This is a genomic window from Paraburkholderia sp. CHISQ3 (assembly GCF_030464945.1).
GTDB lineage: Bacteria > Pseudomonadota > Gammaproteobacteria > Burkholderiales > Burkholderiaceae > Paraburkholderia > Paraburkholderia megapolitana.
Genome location: NZ_JALPRG010000011.1, coordinates 60,181 through 86,765 on the forward strand (window position 1 = coordinate 60,181; position 26,585 = coordinate 86,765).

Sequence of the window (26,585 nt, forward strand, 5' to 3'; positions counted from 1 at the left end):
TGGGACGAAACCCGGAACAGTCCGGCCACGCACGAAGCTCATTCTGGAAGCATGCGAGCGCAATTGTCGCGACAGATTGCCCGGCTCGCGATCAACCGCCATTATCTCAATTAAGATACTTCCTAGCCATTCTGACCGAAGACCGCGTGCAGACGCGCTCCAGCGCCCGTCCAAAGCGCCGAAAGCGCGCGCGTTACAATGCGTCGCACTTCATACAGCCCGCCGTCGACCACCTCCCTTCGTCCATCATGCTCGCCACCGATTCCGATCCCATCGTCGCCATCGCCACCGCTCCGGGCCGGGGTGGAATCGGCGTGGTGCGAATCTCGTTCGGACGAGCTGGCAAAGCGGCCGGCGCATTAATCGAGGCGCTGACGGGCCAGGCGCTCGCGCCGCGGCATGCGAGCTACGTGCCGTTTCTCGATGGCAAGGGCGAAGCGCTCGATCGCGGCATTGCGCTGTATTTTCCGGCGCCTCACTCGTACACCGGCGAGCACGTATTCGAACTGCAGGGACACGGTGGCCCGATCGTGCTGCAACTGGTCCTGCAGCGTTGCATCGACGCCGGCCGCGCATTGGGCCTGCGCCTCGCGGAACCCGGTGAATTCACGCGTCGCGCGTTCCTCAACGACAAGCTCGATCTCGCCCAGGCGGAAGCCGTCGCCGATCTGATCGAGGCGAGTACCGAAGCTGCTGCGCGTTCTGCAGGCCGCTCGCTCGATGGTGCGTTTTCACGTGACATCCATGCGCTCGTCGAAGAAACGATCACGCTGCGGATGCTGGTCGAAGCGACGCTCGACTTTCCGGAAGAAGAGATCGACTTCCTCGAAGCCGCCGATGCGCGCGGCAAGCTCGCCCGGATCCGCCAACAACTCGCGAACGTGCTCGCCGAAGCGAAGCAGGGAGCGCTGCTGCGTGAAGGACTGTCGGTAGTGCTCGCCGGGCAACCGAACGTCGGCAAATCGTCGCTACTGAATGCGCTTGCGGGCGCGGAGCTGGCCATCGTCACACCGATTGCCGGCACGACGCGCGACAAGGTCGCGCAGACCATCCAGATCGAAGGCATTCCGCTGCACGTGATCGACACCGCGGGTCTGCGCGAAACCGACGACGAAGTGGAAAAGATCGGCATCGCGCGCACGTGGAACGAGATCGAGCGGGCCGACGTCGTGCTGCATCTGCTCGACGCGCGCAGCGGCATGACCGACGACGACGTTACGATCGCCGCGCGATTTCCCGCCGGCGTGCCGGTCGTGCGAGTGCTCAACAAGACCGATTTGACGGGGCTTCCGGCTGCGGTGACGTTGCCCGGAGACGGTGCCGCCGGTTCGGATCTGCGCGAAGTGCGGCTCTCGGCCAAACAAGGCGACGGTATCGGGTTGTTGCGCGAAGAACTGTTGCGTATCGCGGGCTGGCAGGCGGGCGCGGAAAGCGTGTACCTTGCGCGCGAACGGCATCTGATTGCGTTGCGCGCGGCGCAGGAACATCTGATGCTGGCGGCTCAACATGCGGATCAAAACGCGCAGGCGCTGGATCTGTTTGCAGAAGAGTTGCGTCTCGGCCAGGAGCAGCTCAATTCGATCACCGGTGAGTTCACGTCCGACGATCTGCTTGGGGTGATCTTTAGCCGGTTTTGCATTGGGAAATAACGCGTATCGAGGCGCTTGCCTCGCGCGTCCCAATTGCAAAATGTGCAGCAACGTCAAAGATGGTCAATTCCACGCTTAAGAACTTGCCTGCGACCGCACACACACCCAGACTCTGGCAGTGACGTGCATGTATGGCGTTATGTGTGTGGTTAGGCCGCAGTTCCACGAACGCTGCGGCTTTTTTTTGCCCGCACGTTTTGTGCTCGACACCAATGCGCCGTCGCGTTCAGTGAGGATGCCGCAGGCTGCGAATCGGATGGCGCCAGTCGATGCGTCGTGGCGGCGATTGCTGCTCGCGGTCGCGATGTTCCTGCCATAGCTCGTCGGAGAATAGAAACGCGACGATCAATAGCGGCACGACCAGAAATGCGCCCAATATCAGGTGCTCGATCACGATGGCCTCCGATCTTCGTCACGCTGTTCTTTCATTGTAGGCGCACTGCGCGGCGAGTAGGTGAGCTGCCCCTCATACGCAGTCAACTGGCAGTCCGGCACCGGTTACCACCAACGTCTCGGGGTCACTGAAGATCATGACCGATCCCACTCCCGAAGCCATCGCGAACGGAAGCCCGTGAGGGAGTGTCATACCGTTATCCCCGAAGGCCGCCCGATTTATCGACGAACTTTTGCGCGGCGCCAGCGCCTCCCCAACCGTCAAGCCGCTCATTCGCAGGTCCGCAAAAATGAACCTGGCATCATTTTTATTCTGCGCGCGCGACTTTCTAGTGGTTTTACGCTTAATTCACTAAACGACTTTGTGTGCGCCGCATCAAGCGGTTGCGGCATTTGTATTAAGTCGCTTAATTGAGTCTCCGCGTTTACGCGAATCACCGCGGCAAACCGTTGCAATTAAAGGGTGAGACTAAAAGCCATTATTGAAAACGCATCATCGCTGTGGTGCTTTCACCCCACTTTCAGAGGTAAATCGGCGGACTGCGCAGGGTGCGACAATTCGCCACTGTTGCAAGCGCACACAAGATGTGCTTGTACTCGGCGCTGCATTTTATACAGTGCAAGGTGCGGGTACCCCATTGAAGTTAAATACATAGCTAACCTGAGTAATATCGCCCGCACGGAGGCAGTAACATGATCAAGCGTGTCGCTCTTCTTTTTGCAGTTGTGGGACTGGCTGTCGCGTCGGCGGTTCAGGCGCAGGATAACGTGATCAAACCGCAGCAGACGATCCAGTTCAAGCCTAATGCGTATGGCTGTCTGTCGAAGGACAAACTCGATGCAGCCGATCAGCACGCCCAAGCCGGCGAGCAGCAGAAAATGCAGGAATTTTTCTCCGGCTATCAGTGCTTGTCGACTCCTGAAAATGCGAGCTTCCGCGTGGTACGCGTGGTCGGACACGATATTGAATTCGTGAATTCCGGCAACAGCGACACGGAGGGGCTCTGGGCCAACGATAGATTCATCAAGCAATAACGCTGCATCTAGCGCTATTGGCGAATAGCCGATAGGCCGAACGTGCAGAGATTATCCGGCCTTTTACGGGCCAGCGTTGATTCGCGTATATAAAAGGCGGCTGGGAATTATCCCAGCCGCCTTTTTCATTGTGGCTCGTTTTCCCGCGCCGCCGCCCACCTTGCAGCACAGATGCCGCGCACATTCGGTATCATCACGCGCTGACTACCCAGACTTGGCGGACCCGCCACTCTTCGATTTCTCTCAGGCCCGTCACATTGGGCCCCTGGTGCTGCATGGCTCTCAAATCGACCATCTACAAAGCCGATCTACAGATCGCCGACATGGACCGGCACTACTACGCCGACCATACGCTCACGATCGCCCGCCATCCGTCCGAAACCGACGAGCGGATGATGGTTCGCGTCGCCGCATTCGCGCTGTTCGCGCAGGAGCGTCTGGAATTCTCGAAGGGTCTGTCCGATATCGACGAGCCGGATCTCTGGCAAAAGGACCTCACCGGTGCAATCGAGATGTGGATTGAAGTCGGGCAACCGGACGAGCGCCGCATCGCGAAAGCGAGCGGGCGCTCGAACGAGGTCGTTGTGATCGCATACGGCGGCCGTACGTCGGAGATCTGGTGGCAGGGCGTGCGCAGCAAGGTAGAGCGCCTGCGCAACGTGACGGTGTGGTCGCTCGGCGACGACGTCGCGGCCGCACTCGGCAAACTGGCGGAGCGCACGATGCGTCTGCAGTGCACGGTACAGGACGAGCAGGCGTGGCTGGGTTCGTCGGAAGCGGACCCGGTGCCGATCGAATGGACGGTGTTGAAGGAGCCGGCCAACGCGTGACGTCTCACGCGTTCGGCGCAGCGCTTAGAGCGAAGTGGCCCGCGCAGCGTCCGGCGGACCTTTGAGTTCGACCATGTTGCCCTCCGGATCGAACAGATACAGCGACGTGCCAAAGCCATCCGCGCCATAGCGCGTCCCCAGCTCGCCGATCCGCGCGCCGCATTCAGCGAGGTGTTTTTCCAGCGCAGCGGCATCGAACGGTTCGACGCGCAAACACAGGTGGTCCATGTTGCGTCCCGCGCCGGGCACGCCGTTCTCCACACGATCGATTTTGCTGCCCACCGCCAGCAGATCGATCAGCGACCGTCCCGCACGCAACTGCACGAGCCCGATTTCGCGCTGCTCCTTCTCGACGCTGCATCCAAGTACGTCGCAATAGAAGCGGGTCATGGCCTCGAGATCGGCGGAACGAAGCACGACGTGGTCGATCTCTCGAATGTGAATCTGCATGGAGCGCACTCCCTTACCGGTTCAGTCCGCGGGTTATTCCGGCTGCGGCTGGCTAGTGGAAGTTTAAAAGAAAGACCGGGTATCTGCCGGCACGACGAAGAGGCGAAGCGGCAAATGGCGCGCTCGCGTACGGTTTCATGGAGCTGACCCGGGCGCTGCCCCGGCGGAGGATTGCCCGGAACGCAGGCGAAAAAAAGCCCGCTCACTGGGAGCGGGCTTAATCCATATCAGGAGGAGACATGGAGGAGACAAGAGTGACTATACACACGGGGTTGGTGCGACGCAATAACTTTTTAAGGGAAAACCCGGAAATTAACATTCCCTGACAACTCCCCACTGCAAGCGGGGTCGGAGCCCGCTTCGGAACAGTTGCGGATGGCCACCCCACGGGCCTGAAGGGCTTCACGACGGGCTCCAATGACAGAGCAAGATCCGGAGCGTACTGTGTCGACCTGCGGACTAAATTGGTGAACATCGAAACTGTCTCCCGGAATCCACGATGAAAACCGCCTATACCACCTCTGCCGAACGCTGGGCCGCCGTCACAGGCCGCGACACCGATGCCGACGGTACTTTCTTCTACGGCGTCAAAACGACCGGCGTGTTCTGCCGCCCGTCGTGCGCGTCGCGCCAGCCGCGTCGCGAGAACGTCGATTTTTTCCCGTCCACCGATGAAGCGCGCGCCGCCGGCTACCGCGACTGCAAGCGTTGCCAGCCAGGTCGCCTGCCGCGTGAGATCGAGATCGTGAACCGCGCATGCGCGGCGCTCGACGCCGATCCGCAGGAACGTCTGACATTGCAGCAGTTGAGCGATCTCGTGCACGTGAGTCCGTTTCATCTGCAGCGTCTTTTCAAGCGTGTCGTCGGTGTGTCGCCGCGGCAGTATCAGGCCGCGCAGCGCGGCGCCGCGTTGCGCGATGCGCTCGCCCGCGGCACAGCAGTGACGCGTGCAAGCGTCGATGCGGGCTTCGGCTCACCATCGCGGATGTACGACAGCGCCGCCGCCGAACTCGGCATGGCGCCGTCCGCGTATCGCCGCAAGGGCGCGGGCCTCGTCGTGCACTACGCGAGCGCCTCGACGCCGCTCGGCCTCGTGCTCGTTGCCGCGACTGGCAAAGGCATCTGCAAGATCGCATTCGGCGATGACGCTACGACACTCGTCGACGAACTGCGCGGCGAATTCGCCAACGCCGAATTCATCGACGATCCCGCGCGGCTCGCACCGTTCATCGAACAGATCGATGCGTATCTGCACGGCACCCGTGAGCGCATCGACCTGCCGCTCGACATCGCCGCCACCGCGTTCCGGCAGCGTGTGTGGGAAGCCTTGCAGCGCATTCCGTACGGCGAGACGCGCAGTTACTCGGACATCGCCGAGGAGGTCGGCTCGCCGCGCGCCGTGCGCGCGGTGGCAAGCGCGTGTGCATCGAACCCGGTAGCGCTCGCGATTCCATGTCATCGAGTGATACAAAAGGGTGGCGCACTGGCCGGCTATCGCTGGGGTTTGCCGCGCAAAGCCGCGCTGCTCGATGCGGAAGCGCACCACACCGGCGCGACGTCCGCCCCCGTTACGATGGCAGTCGCCGCCGACCTGGATCACGCCGCTTGACGACCGATCTTGCTCATAGCGCCTCGCTCGAGTTGCCGTTCAAGGCGCCTTTCGACTGGCCGCGCTTGCTGCGTTTCTTCAAAGGGCGCGCGACGCCAGGCGTCGAAGCGGTCGAGGACGGCGCCTATCGCCGCGCGATCGACTGGGCCGGCGACGCCGGCACGCTGACCGTACGACTGCATCCACGCAAGCGCTGCATCGTCGCCACCATCGACGGCGCCGCGAGCCGGCACGCAGACGCGCTCGCCGCGCCGATCGCGCGCATGTTCGATCTGCACGCGAACCCGAAGGCAATCGGCGCGCATTTCGCCGAAGACCCATGGCTCGCACAGCTCTTCGATGCCGCCCCAGGATTACGCGTGCCGGGCGCGTGGTCCGGCTTCGAACTCGTGGTGCGCGCGATCGTTGGTCAACAGGTCAGCGTGAAAGCCGCGACGACGATCATCGGTCGTCTCGTGCAACGCGCCGGCGAACGTATCGACGATCATCCGCACGAACACACCGCGTGGCGTTTTCCAACGCCCGCCGCGCTCGCCGCCGTCGACCTCGCAAAGATCGGCATGCCCGGCAAGCGGGTTGCCGCGCTGCAGGGTTTTGCGCAGGCGGTCGCGAGCGGCGACGTGCCGCTCGACAACAGCGCCGTAGACGCAACTGCGTTGCGCGCCGCGTTGCTCGCATTGCCGGGCATCGGCCCCTGGACGGTCGAATACGTCGCGATGCGCGCGTGGCGCGACATGGACGCGTGGCCCGCATCGGATCTCGTCCTGATGCAATCGATCGCGGCACGTCATCCGTCACTGGTACGTCCGACGCAGCAACGCGCGCGTACCGATGCATGGCGACCGTGGCGCGCGTATGCGGCGATGCATCTGTGGAACGAAATCGCGGATCGCGCGGGCGCGGCACGCGGCGGCTAGCAGGCAAAGCAGGGCAGGGCAGGACAGGGCGCGACAAGGCACGCATCGAACGACGACCACAACCCGAAACGCATCGGCAGTGCCGCGCAAAAAACCCTGTCATGGCACGTAAAAGCAGCGCCGAGGGCACCTCAAGCAGGTCTCGTGGCGAGATGTTAAAGTGCCCGCTACCAAGAATCCGCCGAACGTTGTCGGCCGCCGCCGGCGGTCATGGCGGCAGACAACGCCCGACCTGCAACTGCATCGATGCCAAATACATCTTCTCCCCATACGACCGACGTGCTGTCCCATCGCCTGTCCGTGCTGAGCGCGGGCCCGCAGGCCGATGCGCTGACTGCCGGCCTGCGCGGCATCGAAAAGGAAAGCTTGCGCGTTACGCCTGCCGGTCGCCTCGCGATGACGGCGCATCCGCGCTCGTTCGGCTCGGCGCTCACACATCCGTCGCTGACTACCGACTATTCGGAAGCACTGGTCGAACTGATCACGCCGGCGGAACAAGACGTCTCGATGACGCTGGAGCAGCTCGATACGCTGCATCGATTCGTCTATACAAAGCTGGACAGCGAAATCTTGTGGAACAACTCGATGCCCGCGCTGCTGCCCGCGGACGACGAGATTCCGATCGCGCGTTACGGCACGTCGAACATCGGCGAGCTGAAGTATGTGTATCGCGTCGGCCTCTCGTTGCGTTATGGCCGCACGATGCAATGTATCGCGGGGATCCATTACAACTACTCGCTGAGCGAAGAAGTGTGGCGTCTGCTGCACGCGGACCAGCAATCTACAGCGAGCCCTGTCGATTTCCAGTCGGAGCGCTATCTCGCACTGATTCGCAATTTTCGACGCACCAGCTGGCTGCTGATGTACCTGTTCGGCGCGTCGCCCGCGCTCGACCGGCGCTTTCTGCGCGATCGTCCGCACACGCTCGAAACCTTCGATGCCGACACGCTCTATCGTCCGTATGCGACGAGCCTGCGCATGAGCGATCTCGGTTATTCGAATACGACCGCCCAATCCGCGCTGCGCGCCGACTACAACACGTTGCCGGGCTATCTCGACGCGCTCACGCAGGCCGTGAGCCAGCCGTATCCGCAGTACGAAGCGATCGGCACGCATCGCGACGGCAAGTGGGTGCAGATCAACACCAACGTGCTGCAGATCGAAAACGAGTTTTATTCGACCATCCGCCCGAAACGCGTCACGTATCCCGGCGAGCGCCCGCTGCATGCGCTGGCGACACGCGGTGTGCAATACGTCGAAGTGCGCTGCATGGACATCGATCCGTTCGAGCCAGTCGGCATTTCGCTCGAAACCTCGCGCTTTCTCGATGCGTATCTGCTCGTCTGCGCACTCGACGACAGTGCACCGTTGCCGCCCGATGCGTACTGCGAAGCAAACCAGAATTTCAGCGCCGTGACGTCGGAAGGGCGCAAGCCGGGGCTCGAGTTGACGCGCGACGGCAAGACCGTGTCGATGATCGACTGGGCGAATGAGTTGCTCGCAAAGATCGATCTTGCGGCGGCCAGGCTCGATGCATTGCACGGCGACGATCGTCACGCGCGCTCAGTCACTACACAACGCGCCAAGCTCGCCGATGTGTCGCTGACGCCCTCGGCACGCGTACTGAAAACGATGCGTGAACGCGAACAAAGCTTCCTCGCGTTCGGTCTCGCGCAAAGCGAAGCGCATGCGGCATGGTTCCGCAGTCGTCCGCTCGATGCAGCAAAAGAGAAAGAGATGACCGAACTCGCCGCGCAATCGCTCAGCGAGCAGGCCACGCTCGAGCGGGAAGAGGTTGGTTCGTTCGATGCGTTTATCGCCGCGTATCGCGCGTATACGTTGAACCGCTTTAGCGTGTAGGCAACCGGTCGCCATACGGCTGTATCGCAGCGAGGTCCGGCAGGTGGCAGCGGCGTCAGAAGAAAGAGGGCAGTCCAGACGGACTGCCTTTTTGTTTGCGCCTCGCTATCAGAGATCGCGACATCGCAACATCGCACCGCAACCGATAAGCACCACGGCACGGCGATTGCTGCAAAAAAAGGACTGGCAGGATTTCCCGGAATCGCGAACCCGTTGAAACACGCGTGCCTTACGGGAGTCCAACGACTATGCTCTTTCCAGCGACCCGCTTCGCCAACGGAGGAATACCTTGATCAAGCAATACCTGTCGATCGCCGCGCTCTGTACTTTCGGCACGCTCGTCGCCGGTTGTTCTACCCGCGGCCAGGTCCAACCCGATGTCATGCAGATCGCCACCGCGCCGCTAACGTGCTCAAGCAAGGCGGAGTGCGATCTCTGGTGGCAGCGCGCGCAAACATGGGTAACGGGTCACTCGCGTTATCCACTTGAATCGAGCAGCGATACGTTGATCCAGACCACCGGTCCCGACGGCGGCAAACGCGCCCTCGCGTACGAGATCACGAAGACGCCAAACAACGACGGCACCTCGACGATCGGCTTCGCAGCGCATTGCGATAGCGCGCTCGGCTGCAAACCCGACCCGTGGCAAGCCGGTGCGGACTTCAAGCTGTTTGTGCGCAACGGCACAGCGAACGCGCCCGCACCGGGCAGCACGCCGGCTCCCGCCGCAGCGCTGGCACCGGACGCGATGCCCGCACAGTCGATCGCCTCGCCAACCGGAGAACCGGCTTCTCAGTGATCGGCAACCGCACACTGTTCGTCTCGCGCGGCGTCAGTGCCCCATTGACGCCGCCGCGCCTTTCTTCGGCTTCGTGATCCAGACCAGCGCCGCCAGAAAAATAAAACCGACGCACGAGATGCGGAAGAAATCGTTGGTCGCCATCATGAAGCCCTGCTGCGTCACGATCTCGTTCAACTGTGCAGTCACGCTTTGTCCCGCAACGCCGAGCGAAGACAACGCATCGCGATAGGCGTTCGTGTTCTGCGAATACACATTGACCGATTCCGACAACACCGCGTGGTGATAGATCGCGTCGTTCTCCCAATACGTCGTGCTGATCGCAGTACCGATTGCGCCCGACAACGTGCGGAAAAAATTCGACAGACCGGAGGCGCTCGCGAGCCGTTCGTCGGACATGCTCGATAGCGTGATCGTCGTCATCGGCACGAAGAAACACGCCACGCCGATGCCTTGCACGAGCCGTGGCCAGATCACATGGTTGAACGGAACATCGAGCGTGAAGGTCGAGTTCCAGAACGATACGAATGCGAACACGACGAAGGCGAAACTCGCGACCAATCGCACATTGAGCCGGTGTATGTTGCGGCCGATCAGCGGCGAGAGGATCAGCGCGAGAAAACCGACCGGCGCGGTAGCGAGCCCGGCGAGCCCTGGGGTATAGCCCATCACCGTCTGTAGCCACAGCGGAAAGATCACCACCGAGCCGAAGAACGCCATGAAACCGCCGGCGATGATCAATACGCCGAGCGCGAAGTTGCGATCCTTGAACAGCGTCAGGTCGACGATCGGTTCCTTCTCCGTCAACTCCCAGACAAGCAAAAACGCAATCGATACAACCGCGGTGATGGCAAGCCCGACGATGAAACTGGAATTGAACCAGTCGCGATCCTTACCGAGGTCGAGCACCATCTGCAGACACGACACGCCGATCACGAGCAACGCTAACCCGATCGCGTCGATACGCTGCTTCGCCGTCTTCGTTTCGCGGCCGCGCAGCAGGAAGAATGCGCAGGCGCCCGAGAACAGACCGATCGGCAGATTGATGTAGAAGATCCATGGCCATGTGTAGTTGTCGGTGATCCAGCCGCCCATCACCGGCCCGAAGATAGGCGCGACGATCACCGTCATCGCCCATAAACCGAGTGCGAGCCCGCGTTTCTCGGGCGGATACGAGCGCATCAGGATGGTTTGCGACAGCGGCACCATCGGACCGGACACGAGCCCTTGAAGCAGCCGGAACGCGATCAACGATTCGAAGTTCTGCGCGAACCCGCACGCCGCCGACGCGATCGTGAACAGCACGACCGACAGCGTGAACAGCCGCACCTCGCCGACCCGCCGCGCGAGCCATCCAGTGAGCGGTACGGCGATCGCCGATGCCACCGAATACGACGAGATCACCCACGTACCTTCGCTCGTCGACACGCCAAGGCTGCCGGAGATGGTCGGCACGGCGACGTTCGCGATCGACGTATCGAGCACTTCCATGAAGGTGCCGAGCGCGAGGCCGACGGTCAGCAACGCGAGCCTGCCGCCGGCGAGCGGGGCAGGTTCAGCGGGCGCGGCAGGCGCGGCGGCGGAAGCCGTGGCGGCCATAATTTCTCCTCATCGGGCCAACACTTGTCGTGGCACCCATATGCTGTTGCTATTAAGCAGATATTTCATGCACCTGCACTCTCTGCCCAGACAGACATTCGATTAAAGCAATGGCGCCCGAAAGCGCCCCCGACTGACTTACTCGTCGCCTTCCTCCGACGACTTTTCCCGCACCCCACACACCCCGGCGAGCACATTGCCAGGAGCCTGCGCGCCGGTTCCGTTCGCGATGAAACGACCGAGCAGATTCACCAGGGTGGCGACTTCGTCGGCGGAGAATCCGTGCAACTGTTCGTTCAGCACCGCTTTGCCGAGTGCCGGCAGTTGACTCGCGGCTTCGCGCCCGGCCGGCGTCAGTTCGAGCTTGACGATACGCCGGTCGGTTTCGCTACGCGTACGTTCGATAAACCCCTTCTTTTCCAGCCTGTCGAGCATCCGCGTCATCGATCCGCTGTCGTACGACATCACCCGCGACAGCTCGAACGGCGTCGTCGCCCGACCACACCACAACAGCATGACTACGCCGACCTGCGGCGCGGTCAATCCCAGCGGCTTCACGGCCCGATCCATCCGCTCGAGAAATACCTCGCGTGCCTTCGCCAGGTAATAGCCGAGGCTCGATTCGATAGGTGTCTCACCTGTGCGATGGGGACTGTCATTCATGGGAGTCGTACGTGGAGCCGAAAAATTGCAGCGGATTTTATTTACCTGGACCGATTCGCCGGTCGACGCCTGAGCCAAAAACAACAAGGACTGTCAGGTTAAGCGGAAGTATCTTGAAATTTGATTGCATAGTCAATATTATTGCAGGCAACGAGTTACGCGCGTTTTCGCGCCACCCGAGACCATGTTCTGACCGCTTTGCCGCGTACAGCGTCCCGCTGCCACGCATAAGGATTCCCGCGATGCTGTACCTGAAAAACACCCTCGGCGGCCTGGGCCGCTCCATCACCGACACCGCACTGCACACGTTCCAGGGCTCGCATCGCTGGTGGAAGCTGGCGCTGTATGCGGCGATGTTCGTGTTGCCTGGGGGATCGCTGGGTGTGCTGCTGCTCGCGTGGATCGAAAGTCGTCGGGCGCGTCGCAACGGGCCGGCCGGGGCAGCGGCGGTGGAACGGCTGGGGGCGCTTCAGCCTGCCGTCGCGGGCAAAGGATCGGGAGCCGCAGCCGCATCGCTGGTGCCGGGCGCATCGGTTTGCCAGTCGCGCGGCAACGCGCCGGTGTGCCGTGCCGCCGCGGGCAAGCTCGCGCGACAAAGCCTCAGCGAACGCGTCTGAATCGCAACACGCGGGCCAAGGTCGGTTCGCCGTTGCACGACCATCTCTGCCGGTATCCATTGCGGTTGCCTCCTCGGCCAGGTAACGCCACGTAACCGGCCGGAACTCCCGGTAACACACCCAAGCCTCGCCCCACATTACTCTTCCTGTTTTCCGCGCCGGAGGCGTCGCGTAAGCTACCATTCCGGTGCCGTCGCGACACACCGTCTTCTCGCCTCGCGGATGACCGCCCGGCCGCCAGAGCGCCGGCCGGCCGAATCGACAGGAACCCTTTGCATGCCGTTTGACCGTATCTCGCACCCGCTGGTAGTTGCGCCACGCATCCTGACGCTCGCTGTGGCGGCAACGGTCGCGACCGTGCTCGCCGGTTGCGCGGTCGGGCCGAACTACAAGCGGCCCGATGTCTCGGTTCCGGCGGCGTATAAGGAAGCCGCGCCGGAAGCAACGCAGCAAGCTGCGGACGGCTGGAAAACCGCCCAGCCCGCCGATCAGCATGATCGCGGAGCATGGTGGACCATCTATAACGACGCGCAGCTCAACGCGCTCGAAGACAAGTTGAACACCGCGAATCAGACCGTTGCGCAATTCGCGGCAGCGTACCGGCAGGCGCGCGCGCTCGTTGCCGAGGCGCGCGCATCGTATTTCCCGGTCATTAGTGCATCGGGGTCCGGCTCGCGGAGCCGCGCGGCGACGGGGACGAACAACAGCAGTTCCACACGGCCGAATTCGAGCGTCATCGGCAACAACTTCAGCGCATCGCTCGACGCCACCTGGGAGCCCGATCTGTGGGGCAAGGTGAGCCGCACGGTAAGCGCGCAGGAGGCCGGCCAGCAAGGCGCAGCCGCCGATCTCGCCAACGCCCGGCTGTCCGCGCAGGGCACGCTCGCCCAGACCTACTTCTCGCTGCGCTCGCTCGACGCCCAGCAAAAGCTGCTCGACGACACCGTCGCCGCCTACGAGCGTTCGCTGCAACTCACGCAGAACCAGTACGCCCAGGGCGTCGCCGCGCGTTCCGATGTGATCCAGGCACAGACGCAGTTGCAGTCCGCCCAGGCCGCGGCAATCGATAACGGCGTCGCACGCGCGCAGGACGAACATGCGATAGCGGTACTCGTCGGCGAACCGGCGTCGACCTTCTCGCTGGCCCAGGTACCGCTCGACGCCACGCCGCCTCCCGTCCCCGAACAGATGCCATCGGCGCTGCTCGAACGGCGGCCCGATATCGCTTCGGCGGAACGCAAGGCGGCGGCAGCCAACGAGCAGATCGGCATCGCGATTGCCGCGTTCTTCCCGACCTTGACGCTGTCCGCGAGCGGCGGCTTCCAGAACTCGGTGTTTTCGCAACTACTGACGGCGCCGTCGCGTTTCTGGACCGTCGGCCCGCAGCTCGCGGCGACGCTCTTCGACGCCGGTTTGCGTAGCGCGCAGACCGATGCCGCACGCGCCGCCTACGACCAGCAGGTCGCAACCTACCGGCAAACCGTGCTGGCCGCGTTCCAGGACGTCGAGGACAACCTCGCATCGCAGCGCATCCTCGCGCGGGAAATCGTCGTCCAGCAGCAAGCCGTCGATTCAGCCCGCCAGGCACTCGACATCATCACGAACCAGTACAAGTCAGGCACCGTCGCCTACCTGAGCGTACTGACCGCGCAGACCACCGCGTTCACGGCGGAACAGAAGCTCGCGAACCTTGCGGGCCAGCGGATGGTGTCGTCGGTGGGACTGGTGAAGGCGCTGGGCGGCGGCTGGGATGTGTCGCAGATGGCTCGCGAGACGGGGGCTGTGGCGGCTCCGGCGGCGGGTGCTTCGGGCGTGTCGGGAGCCTCGGGCACGTCGGCTGTATCGGCCACGCCGGTCGCGCAAAGCGGGGCGGTTATCAGCAACTAATCGCGGCGGAGTCCCCGCCGCGTCAGCCCATCACCGCGTAAAAGTCAGCGCAACCGTACCCGGCCCATTCGGACGCCCGAGCAGGTTCAACAGCCCCGCGAGGTTGTCCTTCTGATCAGGCGACGCGCTCGCCGTACCCTGAAACGACGATCCGCCATTGCCCAGCGTGCCATGCCCATCGAGCAGCAACGGCCCCTTTAACGTCGACAGATCGAGCGTCGACGCCGCGCCCTCCGCCTGAAACACCACCCGGTACGATCCCAACGGCTTGACCCGCGAAACACGCGAACTCATATCGTTGAGCGTGACGGTCAACTGACCGAACGACTGGCCGCGAAACGCGCGCCAGTCGGTCCACGACAGCCGCACGTCGCCTTGCAGATCGAGCGTATTGAACGGTGCGCCGAGCCCCGTCAGCAGCGAAGCCGGCACGGCAATGCTGCCCGCCGACAGCGTCGCGCTACTCGCCGCGGCATCGACGTTCACCGGATCGGGCATCGCCTCGCTCTGCCGCATCTCCATCCGCACCCGGCCGATAAAGAGCGGCCAGAACGCCGTGCGCCATTCGATCCGCCCAGGCAGCAGCGTCGCCGCGCTCGCATCCGGTCCCGCAGCGAGCATCAGCGTCGCCGAGCCGTGCCACAGCGAGCCCGCCGGATCGACGAGGTTGATATGTCCTTGCGTCTTCTTCGCGAACTGCGGCGTGATCCAGGCAGCCGGCAACATCGCCAGCAGCACGACCGCGCACGATACCGTCCCCACCAGCACCCACGGCAGCACGACGCGGGCGCGTCGTATCCAGAGACTCATGCCAAACCTTGTGCTTGTGCAGTGATAGCGGTCATTTCGTGGTCGACGGTTGCAGCGACGCCGTCAGGTCGACCTGACCGTCGGCCTTCAGCGCCGTCACGTGCGCCTCGGCCACCTGCACTTTCAACTGCTTGCGCACGTCGTCGAGCCACTGGATCCATGCCGGAAAGGACGCATTCTTCAACTGCACCTGAACGACATCGCCGAGTACCTGCACCTGGGTGGGCGCGAGACCGTGTTCGGTGAGCGAGGTGGACAGTGCATCCTTGAGCGCACCGCCGGTTGGCGCCACGCCTTGCGCGGCGCCCGACAGCGCCTGCGCTTCGTTGGCCTGCGCGGTCATCTCCGCGAGATGCCGCTGCATCGCGGGCAAATCGTCGCGCAGATGCGCACGGCCCTGCTGCGCCGGCGCCCACAGCACCGACCAGCCGATCACGATGGCCAGCGCCACGCCGCCCCACGTAAGCAGCGCCTTTTCACGCGCATTGCGCGCGTCCCAGAATGTCGCCCAGGCTTCGAGTAATTGCGCTTTCATTGTGCGTTCCCGTGCTTGATCGTCCACTTGCCGACGGTGTCGCTATCGACCGTGCCGGACAGCCCGTTACCAGCAAGCCGCTTGGCCAGATCCGGATCGACCTTGACCTCGGGCTTGAACGTCACGTCGAGGCGCCGCTCGTGATAATCGAGCGCAGCGACCGCGTTCACCGGAATCGGCCCGAGCGAACGTGCCAGACCGTCGGCCAGCGACAGGAAATCGTCCGGCGACAGTTCGCCCGCGGCTACGCGCAGTTGTTGCAACTGGCGCGTCATCTGATCGGGCGCATCGAGCACGACGGTCGTCTTCGGGAACGCATTCAGCAGCAGTTCGGTCATCTGCGCGCTCAACGCGTCGCGTTGCCGCGCGAGCATCAGCCATTGCACATTCGTACAGATGATCGCCACCACCAGCGCCGCCACCCCCAGCAACACGGGGACACGCAAACGCCGCAGCGTCGCGCGATCGAGCCGCCACGGCTGCGACGCGAATTCGAACTGGCACAGGTCGAAGCGGCTCTCCAGCGCGCGCCGCGCCAGGGTTTCGAACGGTAGCGGCTGCGCACCGGTTACGTACGACGCGAGACTGCCGCGCGCATTTCCGGCAAGACGCGGCTCGCTGCCCGGCATGTCGGTCAGTACGTGCAGCTTGACGGGAGCGGCGCCCGATAGCGCGGTAAGGGTCGTTTGCACCGTGCTCGCGGGCACGGCCAGCCCTTCGCCGAGCACACCGCGCAGCACAGCCAGTTCGACACGCGGCGCGCCGGTGTCGAGCGCGGCCTCGCCAAGTAGCGCCGGTGCAGTCGACACCACCGTGCCAAGCACCGCGGCGACCACCGTCGTCAGTTCAGCCGCAGCGGCGGCCAGTTCTTCGACGCTCGGTTGCGCGGCCTCGGCGTCGCCGGGCTCGGTTGCCTTCCCGGGTGCTCCTAGCGGCGCCGCGGACGGCAGACAGCGCGTCACCGGTACCGCACGCAAACTGCGATGTCCCGCAGCGGTAAACGATTCGGTGATGAACCTGAACCAGCCGCGATCGATGATCGCAACCACATGCCGACGCTCGTCGAGCGGCTTGGGGTCGACGGCGATGTGACAGGTTTGCGGGTCCTGGATCAGTTGATCCTCGACGATGTTCGGCAACGCCTGACGCAACCGCGGGCCCTTCAACGGCGGCAACGCGGTGGCAAGCATCAGCACATCGCGCGCAGCGACCATCAGCACGGTCGACGATGCGCGCGGCAGCAACGCGAGCGCCGAACGGCCCGCGCGTTGCGTGCGCCCGGACTTGTCGAGCAGCAGAAACGGCAGCTCCGGCAGTTGCCATTCCTGCGATGGAACCGCCGGGTCGCGCGGCGGCAGTAGAACGATCAGTGTGCTCAAAGGCCACTCTCTGCGGAAAAGGCGTTGTTCATAGTTGGTCTCGCACCCGCACGATACGGGTGGTATGCGTCAACGAGTCGCGATAGACGAGCGTCGTGCGGTCCACTTCCGCGCGCTCGTGCTGCACGCGGCCGTGGACCAGGAAATAACTGGTGTTCACATCGAGCTGGTTCGGATCGATCAATACGTTCTGCACGCCGGCGGCCTGCAGCGCGAGCGTCACATCGCCGACGTTGCGGAAGAACACTGTTTCGCGGCGTGCGACCAGTGCCTGCGCGTTCGACAGATTCATGCCGGGCACAACGGCGGCGATCACTTCGGCGGTGGCGGTGTTCATGTTGATCGGGGTGGCTGTTGGCAGCACGGTCACGAACGGGCGCAGGCGGGCGACCTGTTCCGATGTGAAACCGGGCACGTCGAGCAGCGAATCGACGCTGGTCATCTGCAGCGGCGGGACACCCGTGTCGCTGCTGTCGTCGTCGATGCCGGGCTTGTCGGTGAAGTTGCTGCCATCGCCACCGCCCCCACCGCCGATCGTCTGCGTCGAACCCGGTCCGCCCGTAAGCGGCGGCGCCTGAAAACGGGTTGCCGAGTGCAACAGCGCGAGGCGCACCTGGATCGCCGTGGTCTTGGCGAGCTGGCCGTTGATGCCGAGCATCGTGAGCAAACGCTGGAATGCCTGGATCTGCGCGATGTCGAGTTGCAGCGTGCCGGGCGCAGGGCTCGACACGAGATTGCGCAGATTGAATTTCGCTTCGGCGTCTTCGATCGAACCGGACAGATACGTGTCCGAGCCTTCCTGTGCACGTTTTTCGCCGATCTGCCCGAGAAAATCCGAGAGCCGTGTCTTGGCGATGGGCACGCCCCATACGCCACCGAGGTACGTGATACCGCCCGAGCTATCGGCTTCCGAGCGCAGGATCAGACGGGTCCAGTCGAGCGCGCCGCGCGACACCCATTGCGCCTGCGCGAGCAGACGCTGGTTCTCGATGCGACGGATCTGCACCTGCTGGCGATACAACATGCCCGACACGAGGATGGCCGACAGCGCGACGACCAGCAGTGCGCTGATGATGGCCGCGCCACGCTCGCGCCCTGCTTGACGAGGACCACGCAGAGGACCACGCAGAGGACCGTGTACATGCGGGCCGCGACGGCGAGCGCAGGCGCGGCCGGGGGCAGTGCCCCGCCGGACCGGCAGCCATGCTCGCATCGCCTCAACGCCCCTCATGTCTCACTCCATCGCTCCGTCGCTCCAGCACCTGATCACTCGCCGACCAGAAACACGCGCGTCACCGGCTTCGCCAGCGACGTCGCTCCGATACTGACCTCGAGCCCGCTCACGGCACGCGGCAACGGCGCATTGCCAAGCTGCGGCACCTTGAGGTTATTGGCGTTCTCGGTAATCGCGGACTGCACGTCGGTCATCTGTGTGGTCCAGCCGACTTTCGGCACGTAGAGCCGTGCGTTGATCGCTCCAACGCCGCTCATCAGCGCCACCGAACTCCAGTCATTCTCGCTGCCCGCCTGCAACGCACGCTGCAAGTCGTTCAGGTTGCCGAGCGGCGGCGACACGTAGCGGACCACTCGCCCATTGCCGATGCGGTAACGCACCACCTCCAGACGCGGCGCGACACCCGGTGCATTGAGCTCGCGAACGATCTGCAGCACATTGCCGCGCACCGATACCGCCGGCTGGCCCGCTTCGTCGTCGGTGGCCGCCTGGCGTGCGTCGATGCGCATCTGATCGAACATCTGCGCGAACACGCGCTCGTCTTCCATCGCGTTGGTAATCGTCTGCCGGCCGCGCATGATCTGGTCGAGCCCGCGCCACGACAACACCGCAATGACCGCCATGATCGCGATTGCCACCAGCAACTCGATCAGCGTGAAGCCGGCCACCGTCCTGCGACCGGTTCGCACGGTCTCGGGTCGGCGGCGCTCAGAGCGAACGATTGGTTTCATTCGCCACCACCGTCACCATCTCCGCGAGATTGCCCGGACGTCCGGACAACGTCACCGTCACTTCCACGCGGCGGAATAATGGGTTCGGCGTTCCCGCCACATTCTCCGTGCACGTCAGCTGCAAATTACCTTGCGAACAGTCGAAAGTCTGCGACCCGATATCGGGCCATGTATGTGTCAAGCGCAACTGCGCGAGCGCATTGTCGGCGCTCCAGCCGGCCAGCAAGCGTCGGTGCAGATCCGCTTCGCCGGTGGCGAGACTACCCACCGCGCGCAGCGACGCCGACAACGCCACCGCGATGATCGCGAGTGCGACGAGCACCTCGATCATCGTGAAGCCACGCGCGGCCGCACGGCCCACGACGCGGCTCCGACCTTCCATTCGCCGCATCTCAACGCACCTCATAGCGGCCATTGCCCGTACCGATGATCGTCGCGCGGTTACCCGTCGCCGAATACAACGTGACCTGCACCGGTTCGTCGATACTCTCGGTGCCGAACACGATGCGATCCGGATGCGTGTCCGAGCCGGGATAGTCGATCGCTACACCGGTCACGCCACCTTGCCATTGACGCTGGCCAAGCAGATCGTCGCGCAACGGACGCCAGCCGTCTTCGGAATGCACCTCGAAGCGAAAGCCGCCATCGAGCGGTTGCCATGCGATCGGCCGGGCTCGCACCTGCGCCTCGTCGCCCGCCGATTCGAACAGCAACGCAAGACGCTGCGCCTCTTCGTTCAGATCGGTACGCGGATTGCGGTTCAGCGACATCGACGCCAGCGATAGCAGCAGCCCCGCGATCACCAGCACCACCATCATTTCCAGCAGCGTAAAACCGCGCTGCCGCAGCGCGCGCCGCGACGCCGCATGCGGCGCGCATGGTACCGACGCCTCGCACGAAACGTCGGCATGAAACGGGCAGGGCATACGCATGGTGCGAGCGGTCGTGCGAAAGGGCGAGTGGACGCGGATCAGAAAACTATCGGCGCGTTATTGCCACGAACCCACGTCGGCGTCGTTGCCTTCGCCTCCGGGCTTACCGTCTGCTCCATAGCTGAACACATCGATGTCGCCGTGCACGCCCGGATTCAGATACTGATACGCATTGCCCCACGGATCGTTCGGCAGGCGCTCGAGATAACCGCCGTCCTTCCAGTTGTTCGGTACCGGGTCGGTGGTCGGCTTTTCGATCAGTGCGCGCAGGCCCTGGTCCTGAGACGGATAACGGCCGTTATCGAGGCGATACAGTTTCATCGCCTGCATGACGGTGCCGATGTCCTGCTTGGCGGCGACACGACGCGCTTCGTCCGGGCGGCTCATGATCTTCGGCACGATCAGCGCGGCCAGAATACCGAGAATCGCGATCACCACCATGACTTCGATCAACGTGAACCCCCGTTGACGGCCAGCGCGCACACCCGCGATTTCAGCGCGGCGATTGGTCCACATCTGCATAGCTTGCTACCTCGTTCAAAAAATTGGGCTCTCGATTTTGCCGGGTCAGGGCGCACTTCGCTACGTCGCGTGGGACGCTATTGAACACGCCCGACCGGTCATTTTAATGTCATGTGGTTGCAGGGTTTCAACTCAACGCAAAATTCACAATAGTCCGTACAATATGGCGCATGAACGCTATCCAAACCCGCCTCCTGTCGCTCGCGCTGTTCGCCGTATTCTGCGCGACGCTTACGTACTGGATCGTCACGCTCACGTCGCATCCGGCGCCTGTGCCGGCTGCGGCAGCCCGCGTTCCGGTGTCCACCGACCAGGCCGCCACGATATTCGGCGGACAGCTCACACGCAGCGTCAATCAGAACGTGCGGCTGTTCGGCATCCTTGTGCTAAACGGCGGTTCGTCCGCGATTGTCAGCACCGGTGACGAACCGCCGCGGGCCGTGTCGCTCGGCGGTAAGCTTATGCAAGGAGCAACGCTTGCCGAAGTACGCCCCCGCTCGATCATCATCGATCGCAACGGTGCGCATTCCGAAGTGTTCCTGCCCGCCAACGCACCTGGCCCTACCATCTACGTTCGCTAACGTTCGTCGATACTGCGCGGTACCGAGTGCCGCGCTTTCGCATCACATCACTGCACCAGATTGTTCAACTCGATGATCGGCAGCATCACCGCCAGCACGATCACCAGCACCACACCACCCATCGCGAGAATCAGCAGCGGCTCCAGCAGACTGGTGAGAAACATCGTGCGCCGTTCGAGCTCGCGCGATTCGCCTTCCGAGGCGCGATCGAGCATCGTCGTCACGTCGCCGGTCGCTTCGCCTGAGCGGATCAGGTGCACGAGCACCGGCGGAAATGTCTTCGTATTGCCGAGCGCGCGCGACAGCGACGTACCTTCACGCACACGCACGATCGCATCGTCGATGTTGTTGCGCATCGCCTTGTTGCTCAGTGTTTCGCTTGCCGCCTGCAACGCGCGCAGGATTGGCACACCGGCTGCCGTCAGGATGCCGAGCGTACTCGCGAAGCGCACCGTGTTGTAGCCGCGCACGAGTTTGCCGGCGAGCGGCGCCGTGAGCACCCAGCGGTCGAACGCGAGGCGTGGTCCGGCCTGTCGCAGCGTCGCGCGCACGATGTAGGCGACCACCGCGATCGCGATCAACGTCGCCCACCACCAGTGCCGCACAAAGCCGGACAACGCCATCATCATGATGGTAAGAAACGGCAGCTGCTGCTTGGTACTCGCGAACACGCTAACCACCTGCGGCACCACGTAGCTCAGCAGGAACGTCACGATGCCGAAGGCGATCAGTGTGACGATGCCCGGGTACGTGAACGCGAGCACGATTTTCTGCTTCAGCTGGTTGCTCTGTTCGATGTAGTCGGCGAGGCGCGACAGCACGAGGCCGAGCTTGCCGGTATGTTCGCCCGCTGCCACCAGCGCGCGATAGATCTCGGGGAAATCGCGCGGATGCTGGGACAGCGCATTCGCAAGCGAATGGCCACCGAGCACTTCTGCGCGAATCGACGCCATCAGCTCGCGGATGTAATCGCGCTCCGACTGATCGGTGAGAACGGACAGCGCTTCGTCGAGCGGCAGGCCGGCGATCAGCAGACTGGCGAGCTGGCGCGTGACGATAGCCTGCTCGCGTTGCGACAGCCGGCGACCAAGCGAGAGCCGCTGCTGCCGCTCGCCGCGCGTGCGGGTCGCGGCCGGTTCGACCACCAGTGGCGTCAGTCCCTGGGTACGCAACTGCGTGCGCGCACCGCGCGCGCTGTCGGCATCGAGTACGCCTTTCTGCGCCTTGCCGGCCGCATCGATTGCTTCGAAACGAAATGCCGGCATGCTTTTACACTCCGCCTGTCACGCGAATCACTTCTTCAAGCGAGGTGAGTCCCGACGCGAGCCAGCGGTCGCCGTCTTCGCGCAGCGTGCGCATGCCCTGCTCACGACCCGCCTGGAGAATTTCGGCATCGGGTGCGTTGCGGTGAACCAGCGTGCGGATGTGGTCGTCGATCAGCAGCAATTCATAGACACCGCGACGTCCCGCATAGCCGGAGTGACCGCACTTGTCGCAGCCCACCGGATGCCATTGTGTATGCCGTTGGCCGTCTTCGCCTTCCTCGATGCGCTCTTCCTTGCAGACCGGGCACAACCGTCGTACCAGCCGCTGCGCGAGCACGCCGAGCAGCGACGACGCGAGCAGGTACGGCTCGACGCCCATGTCGGTCAACCGCGTCACCGCCGATGCCGCATCGTTCGTGTGCAGCGTGGCAAGCACAAGGTGACCCGTCAGCGAGGCCTGCACCGCGATCTGCGCGGTTTCAAGGTCGCGGATTTCACCGATCATGATCACGTCCGGGTCTTGCCGCAGAATCGAGCGCAGTGCGCGCGCGAACGACATGCCGATACGTTCGTTCACCTGCGTCTGGCCGATGCCGGACAGGTCGTATTCGATCGGGTCCTCGACGGTCATGATGTTCGTCGTCGTGGTTTCGAGCCGCGACATCGACGCATACAGCGTCGTCGTCTTGCCCGAGCCGGTCGGCCCCGTGACGAGCACGATGCCGTGCGGCCGCGAGATCAGCTTGTCGAACTTCACGAGCGTGTCGGCGGCCATGCCGAGTGCTTCGAGGTTCAGCCGGCCTGCGTCTTTTTCCAGCAGACGCAGCACCGCGCGTTCGCCGTGGCCCGTCGGCAGCGTCGATACGCGCACGTCGACCGGACGGCCGCCGACGCGCAACGTGATGCGACCATCTTGCGGCAGACGCTTCTCGGCGATATCGAGCTGCGCCATGATCTTGATCCGCGAGATCAGTGCGCCGTGCAGTGCTTTCTTCGGTCGCACGACATCGCGTAGCGTGCCGTCGACGCGAAAACGCACCACGGAGGCATTCTCGAACGGTTCGATGTGAATATCCGATGCCTGTTCGCGCGCGGCCTGCGTGAGCAGCGCGTTGATCATGCGGATGATCGGCGCATCGTCTTCCGACTCCAGCAGATCCTCGACCTCGGGAATCTCCTGCATCAGTCGCGACAGATCGACTTCGCCTTCCACTTCGCCGACCACCTGCGCCGCGCTACCGTCCTGGCGCGCGTACGCCTGGTTGATTGCCTGTACGAGGTCGTCGGGGGGTATGCGCAGCACCGACAGCGCGCCGAAATTGCGTCCCACTTCGGCGAGCGCGGCATCGGTCGTGCGTTCGCTGATCCACACTTCGAGACCATCGGCGTGCTGATGCGCGATCAGGATCTGACCGGCCTTCGCGAAACCGTAGGGCAACAGGCGAGCGGCAAGCGGCGAGGGCGGCTCGCGCTCGCCGGAAGCTGTTGCAGCCGGTGCCGGTGCCAGCGTGCTCACGGATGGGCTCCTGGGGATTCGAGGGGGGCGGCGGGGGTGCTTGCGGGGGTGGAGGCACCAGGCAGCTGCCGGGTCGCCTGCTCACGCCGCATCTTGTCGATATCGAACAGGTTCAGTTTCGATCCACCTTCCGCAGGACCGATCGGCATCGGCGGAGTCACCGGATCGTCCTTGTCCAGGATCAGGTTGTTGTCCGACTTGTATGCACCCTGTACGCCCTGTATGTAGTCATAGCGATTCTGCGTGATCGCCTGAGCGGTAGCACGGTCGTTGATGATCACAGGACGTAGAAACACCAGCAGGTTGGTCTTCGTGCGGCTCTTCGATTCCGAGCGGAACAACTGGCCGATCCACGGGATGTCGCCGAGCAGCGGAACCTTGCTGTTGTTGACCTGATAGTTGTCCTGCATCAAGCCACCCAGCACGATGATCTCACCGTCGTCGGCGAGTACCGTCGACTGAATCGAACGCTTGTTAAACGTCGGACCGTTCGGGTTGAGCGCCACGTTCTGCGAACCGTTGACGATGTTCGAGTCTTCAGTAGCGAGTTGCAGTTTGAGAAGCCCGCCTTCGGTGATCTGCGGCTTGATATCCAGCGTCAGGCCGACGTCGACCCGATCGACCGTGTTGAACGTACTGGGGTTGCTGCCGCTGGTACTGGTGAGGTTCGCATACGACCCGGTCGTGATCGGCACGTTCTGGCCGACCACGATCTTGGCTTCTTCGTTGTCGAGCGTGATGAGGTTAGGCGTCGACAGCACGTTCACATCACCGGACTGGGACAATGCCTGCAGCAACGCGCCCAACCCCTTGACGCCGAAGACGTTGTGAAGCCAGCCTACGTTGAGCCCCTGCGAGATGCCGTTCAGCACCCCCGCCGTGCCGGCAGCGCCTCCGGCCAGGCCTGCGGTCAGGCTGGTGATCGTGTTGCCGCTGTTTGAAAAATTAGTACCGGCGAGGAGTGCATTGTTGCCGATCTGCCATTGGATCCCGAGGTCAGCATTGTTATTCGCCGACAACTCAACAATCAGCGCTTCGATGTAGACCTGTGCACGCCGCGCGTCCAACTGATCGATCACCGCCCGCAGGTTGCGGTATATCGCGTCCGGCGCAGTGATGATCAGCGAGTTGGTGGCCGGGTCGGCCTGGATCATGCCACCCGCCTGGTTATCATCACCCTTGTCCTTGTCACCGCCGAGCAGGCCCGCGGCGGCGGTGCCACCGCCTTGCGAACCCGACGAGCCGGACGAACCACCGAACGACGACGATGAACTGCCAAGCCCAGACGGCAGCGGCGGCGTGCCCGAGGAACCTGTCGAGAAACTCCCGCCGCTCGACGACGACGAGTTACCGTTCTGGTTGAACGAATTCGCATCGTTGGAGCTGGCCGACGAACCGCTATCACCGCCCTTGCCCATCATGCCGCGCAACGTCTTCGCGAGCTTCACTGCATCCGCGTTGCGCAATGGCACCACATGCATGTTGCCCATCTTCGAGGTCGGTGCATCGAGTTCTTTCGCGAGCTCTTTCGCTGCGTTAAGCCGTGCAGTATTCGACGCACGCAGCAACAGCGAGTTAGTGCGGGCATCCGCAGTGACGGAAACCTTCAACGTCGTATCCGTACTACCGATCGCACCCGGATCGAGCATCTTCGACAGCGACTGTGCGGTGTCGAGTGCATTCGCGTTACGCAGCGGTATAACGGCCACCTGCTGACCCGCCGCCGTATCGACACCCGCGATAATCTGCGCGATACGCCGCACGTTATCCGCGTAGTCGGTCACGACGAGCGTGTTGTTCGCAGGGTAGGCGGCCACCGTGTTGTTCGGCGAGATCAGCGGACGCAGCACCGGCAACAGATTGTTGGCCGATTCGTTCTTCAGCTGGAACACCTGCGTGATCACCTGGTCGCCGCGCGCGGCAGGTGCGTTGCCGACATAAGTCGGCACACCCTGCAGCTTCGCATCGGCTTCCGGCACGACCTTCAATACGCCGTGATCCTGGACCAGAGAGAACCCTTGCATCCGCAACGCGGATTGCAATGTCTTGAGCGCCTGATCTTCAGGCACCGGGTTTTCCGAAACGAGATTGAGTTGACCCTTTACGCGCGGGTCGACAATGATCGTTTTGCCAGTCGCTGCGCCAATTGCTTTCGCCACCTGATCAATGTCAGCGTTGACGAAATTGAGTGTCACCTGTGCGTGTGCAATCTGCGCGGTGATCAGTCCAGCAACCAGCAGCGCAGTGGTAACGCGCCGCAATGCCATACGATTTATTCTCATGGAATGTGATGTCGATACCGGCGACTATCTTCAGTCACCGACGGTCATGCGCGGCGGATATCCGGGCAGCGGCAACCTCCTCGCTTGCTTTCACGCTCTGGAACAGCGATGGAGCCCAGTCCAGGTGCGTGCTACCCAATATCCTAAAAGTTTGCACAGTAGCAGCTTTTCATGTCGAATTTGTCACAAAAGAATTGACGCAGTGAATTTCCTCTAATCGTCGGTCTGTGCCGTTAAGTTTTCGAAAGTTATCGAAAGTTTTCGACATCGCGATTGCCGATTTCGGGCTCGCCGTCGTTATAACAGAGACAGACGTCCGGAAGATTTCGCTTTTTCGATGCCTATGTCGGTCAGCCAACTTGACGCATGCCAGCCTGCCGGTATGATACGGGCGGTTCGGCATCGAAAGGCGTCGCTTGAACCGGGGTTTTCCCGTATTCCAGTTAGTGCGCTGCTCCAAAAATTTGGGATTTTCGAACGCGTCGCATGT

The 26,585-nt window shown here is 63.0% G+C and carries 25 protein-coding genes; 10 read left to right on the forward strand and 15 right to left on the reverse strand.

Translation table 11 applies throughout. The features are described 5' to 3' along the window. Positions 1-248: 248 nt before the first annotated feature. The gene (mnmE, locus tag M0D65_RS24250; protein ID WP_266254910.1) at positions 249-1,649 is read left to right on the forward strand and encodes a tRNA uridine-5-carboxymethylaminomethyl(34) synthesis GTPase MnmE; all 1,401 of its coding nucleotides are present in this window, start codon (positions 249-251) and stop codon (positions 1,647-1,649) included. 226 nt (positions 1,650-1,875) lie between these two features. Here mnmE and M0D65_RS24255 read toward each other — a convergent pair whose 3' ends face one another. Beyond that, a complete protein-coding gene (locus tag M0D65_RS24255) occupies positions 1,876-2,043 on the reverse strand; it encodes a hypothetical protein (RefSeq protein WP_170275873.1) in 168 nt (55 codons plus the stop codon). Positions 2,044-2,735: 692 nt separating this feature from the next. Here M0D65_RS24255 and sap1 point away from each other — a divergent pair. Both sap1 and M0D65_RS24265 read left to right on the forward strand, forming a co-directional pair. Continuing rightward, positions 2,736-3,077, forward strand: coding sequence for a surface attachment protein Sap1 (gene sap1 / locus M0D65_RS24260; protein ID WP_266254911.1), 342 nt, complete (start codon positions 2,736-2,738; stop codon positions 3,075-3,077). 275 nt (positions 3,078-3,352) lie between these two features. Next, positions 3,353-3,907, forward strand: a complete 555-nt coding sequence (locus M0D65_RS24265) for a YaeQ family protein (protein ID WP_266254912.1) — start codon at positions 3,353-3,355, stop codon at positions 3,905-3,907. A 24-nt stretch (positions 3,908-3,931) separates the two neighbouring features. On the opposite strand, the gene M0D65_RS24270 is transcribed toward M0D65_RS24265, so the two are convergent. Next, the gene (locus M0D65_RS24270; protein ID WP_266254913.1) at positions 3,932-4,357 is read right to left on the reverse strand and encodes a VOC family protein; all 426 of its coding nucleotides are present in this window, start codon (positions 4,355-4,357) and stop codon (positions 3,932-3,934) included. A gap of 499 nt (positions 4,358-4,856) precedes the next feature. On the opposite strand from M0D65_RS24270, the gene ada reads away from it, so the two are divergent. From ada to M0D65_RS24290, 4 genes are all read left to right on the forward strand, one after another. Then, positions 4,857-5,966: a bifunctional DNA-binding transcriptional regulator/O6-methylguanine-DNA methyltransferase Ada gene (gene ada, locus M0D65_RS24275; RefSeq protein ID WP_266254914.1), complete on the forward strand. Its 1,110-nt coding sequence runs from the start codon at positions 4,857-4,859 to the stop codon at positions 5,964-5,966. Continuing rightward, positions 5,855-6,883: a DNA-3-methyladenine glycosylase gene (locus tag M0D65_RS24280; RefSeq protein WP_266255066.1), complete on the forward strand. Its 1,029-nt coding sequence runs from the start codon at positions 5,855-5,857 to the stop codon at positions 6,881-6,883. Before ada ends, M0D65_RS24280 begins: the two co-directional genes overlap by 112 nt. A gap of 246 nt (positions 6,884-7,129) precedes the next feature. Then, positions 7,130-8,743 (forward strand): glutamate--cysteine ligase, encoded by a 1,614-nt coding sequence (gshA, locus tag M0D65_RS24285; RefSeq protein WP_266254915.1) that lies wholly within the window; start codon positions 7,130-7,132, stop codon positions 8,741-8,743. 292 nt (positions 8,744-9,035) lie between these two features. After that, positions 9,036-9,542 (forward strand): hypothetical protein, encoded by a 507-nt coding sequence (locus tag M0D65_RS24290; RefSeq protein ID WP_266255067.1) that lies wholly within the window; start codon positions 9,036-9,038, stop codon positions 9,540-9,542. Positions 9,543-9,575: 33 nt separating this feature from the next. Here M0D65_RS24290 and M0D65_RS24295 read toward each other — a convergent pair whose 3' ends face one another. Further along, a complete protein-coding gene (locus M0D65_RS24295; protein ID WP_266254916.1) occupies positions 9,576-11,141 on the reverse strand; it encodes a DHA2 family efflux MFS transporter permease subunit in 1,566 nt (521 codons plus the stop codon). 138 nt (positions 11,142-11,279) lie between these two features. Next, positions 11,280-11,804, reverse strand: a complete 525-nt coding sequence (locus tag M0D65_RS24300; protein ID WP_091016949.1) for a MarR family winged helix-turn-helix transcriptional regulator — start codon at positions 11,802-11,804, stop codon at positions 11,280-11,282. A 242-nt stretch (positions 11,805-12,046) separates the two neighbouring features. On the opposite strand from M0D65_RS24300, the gene M0D65_RS24305 reads away from it, so the two are divergent. Beyond that, positions 12,047-12,421: a hypothetical protein gene (locus M0D65_RS24305; protein ID WP_266254917.1), complete on the forward strand. Its 375-nt coding sequence runs from the start codon at positions 12,047-12,049 to the stop codon at positions 12,419-12,421. Between the two features lie 276 nt (positions 12,422-12,697). Beyond that, positions 12,698-14,308 carry an efflux transporter outer membrane subunit gene (locus M0D65_RS24310; protein WP_266254918.1) on the forward strand — a complete coding sequence of 537 codons (1,611 nt, stop codon included), beginning with the start codon at positions 12,698-12,700 and terminating at the stop codon, positions 14,306-14,308. A 30-nt stretch (positions 14,309-14,338) separates the two neighbouring features. Here the strand turns inward: M0D65_RS24310 and M0D65_RS24315 are convergent, their stop codons facing one another. Genes M0D65_RS24315 through gspG form a run of 8 tightly spaced genes read right to left on the reverse strand, consistent with a single transcriptional unit; the run spans position 14,339 to position 20,451 of the window. Beyond that, complete coding sequence (locus M0D65_RS24315; RefSeq protein ID WP_091016956.1) at positions 14,339-15,118, reverse strand: type II secretion system protein N; 780 nt, start codon at positions 15,116-15,118, stop codon at positions 14,339-14,341. 31 nt (positions 15,119-15,149) lie between these two features. Then, a complete protein-coding gene (gene gspM, locus M0D65_RS24320; RefSeq protein WP_266254919.1) occupies positions 15,150-15,653 on the reverse strand; it encodes a type II secretion system protein M in 504 nt (167 codons plus the stop codon). Beyond that, the gene (gene gspL, locus M0D65_RS24325) at positions 15,650-17,032 is read right to left on the reverse strand and encodes a type II secretion system protein GspL (RefSeq protein WP_091016959.1); all 1,383 of its coding nucleotides are present in this window, start codon (positions 17,030-17,032) and stop codon (positions 15,650-15,652) included. The genes gspM and gspL overlap by 4 nt, the downstream gene beginning before the upstream one ends. Positions 17,033-17,060: 28 nt before the next feature. Continuing rightward, entirely contained in the window at positions 17,061-18,263 is a 1,203-nt protein-coding gene (gspK, locus tag M0D65_RS24330) for a type II secretion system minor pseudopilin GspK (protein ID WP_266254920.1), read from the reverse strand. 35 nt (positions 18,264-18,298) lie between these two features. Beyond that, positions 18,299-18,997, reverse strand: coding sequence for a type II secretion system protein J (locus M0D65_RS24335; RefSeq protein ID WP_266254921.1), 699 nt, complete (start codon positions 18,995-18,997; stop codon positions 18,299-18,301). Next, on the reverse strand, positions 18,975-19,379 hold the full coding sequence (gene gspI / locus M0D65_RS24340) for a type II secretion system minor pseudopilin GspI (protein WP_266254922.1): 405 nt from the start codon (positions 19,377-19,379) through the stop codon (positions 18,975-18,977). The genes M0D65_RS24335 and gspI overlap by 23 nt, the downstream gene beginning before the upstream one ends. Before the next feature lie 10 nt (positions 19,380-19,389). Continuing rightward, positions 19,390-19,929: a GspH/FimT family pseudopilin gene (locus M0D65_RS24345; RefSeq protein WP_266254923.1), complete on the reverse strand. Its 540-nt coding sequence runs from the start codon at positions 19,927-19,929 to the stop codon at positions 19,390-19,392. 57 nt (positions 19,930-19,986) lie between these two features. After that, positions 19,987-20,451 (reverse strand): type II secretion system major pseudopilin GspG, encoded by a 465-nt coding sequence (gene gspG, locus M0D65_RS24350; protein ID WP_091016972.1) that lies wholly within the window; start codon positions 20,449-20,451, stop codon positions 19,987-19,989. 170 nt (positions 20,452-20,621) lie between these two features. On the opposite strand from gspG, the gene M0D65_RS24355 reads away from it, so the two are divergent. Further along, a complete protein-coding gene (locus M0D65_RS24355; protein WP_091016973.1) occupies positions 20,622-21,032 on the forward strand; it encodes a type II secretion system protein N in 411 nt (136 codons plus the stop codon). Positions 21,033-21,079: 47 nt separating this feature from the next. Here M0D65_RS24355 and gspF read toward each other — a convergent pair whose 3' ends face one another. The 3 genes from gspF to gspD are packed head-to-tail and all read right to left on the reverse strand — an operon-like array spanning position 21,080 to position 26,080. Further along, entirely contained in the window at positions 21,080-22,297 is a 1,218-nt protein-coding gene (gene gspF / locus M0D65_RS24360; protein ID WP_266254924.1) for a type II secretion system inner membrane protein GspF, read from the reverse strand. Positions 22,298-22,301: 4 nt separating this feature from the next. After that, the gene (gene gspE / locus M0D65_RS24365) at positions 22,302-23,804 is read right to left on the reverse strand and encodes a type II secretion system ATPase GspE (RefSeq protein ID WP_177228322.1); all 1,503 of its coding nucleotides are present in this window, start codon (positions 23,802-23,804) and stop codon (positions 22,302-22,304) included. 5 nt (positions 23,805-23,809) lie between these two features. Continuing rightward, positions 23,810-26,080 carry a type II secretion system secretin GspD gene (gene gspD, locus M0D65_RS24370; protein ID WP_266255068.1) on the reverse strand — a complete coding sequence of 757 codons (2,271 nt, stop codon included), beginning with the start codon at positions 26,078-26,080 and terminating at the stop codon, positions 23,810-23,812. Positions 26,081-26,585 lie beyond the last annotated feature (505 nt).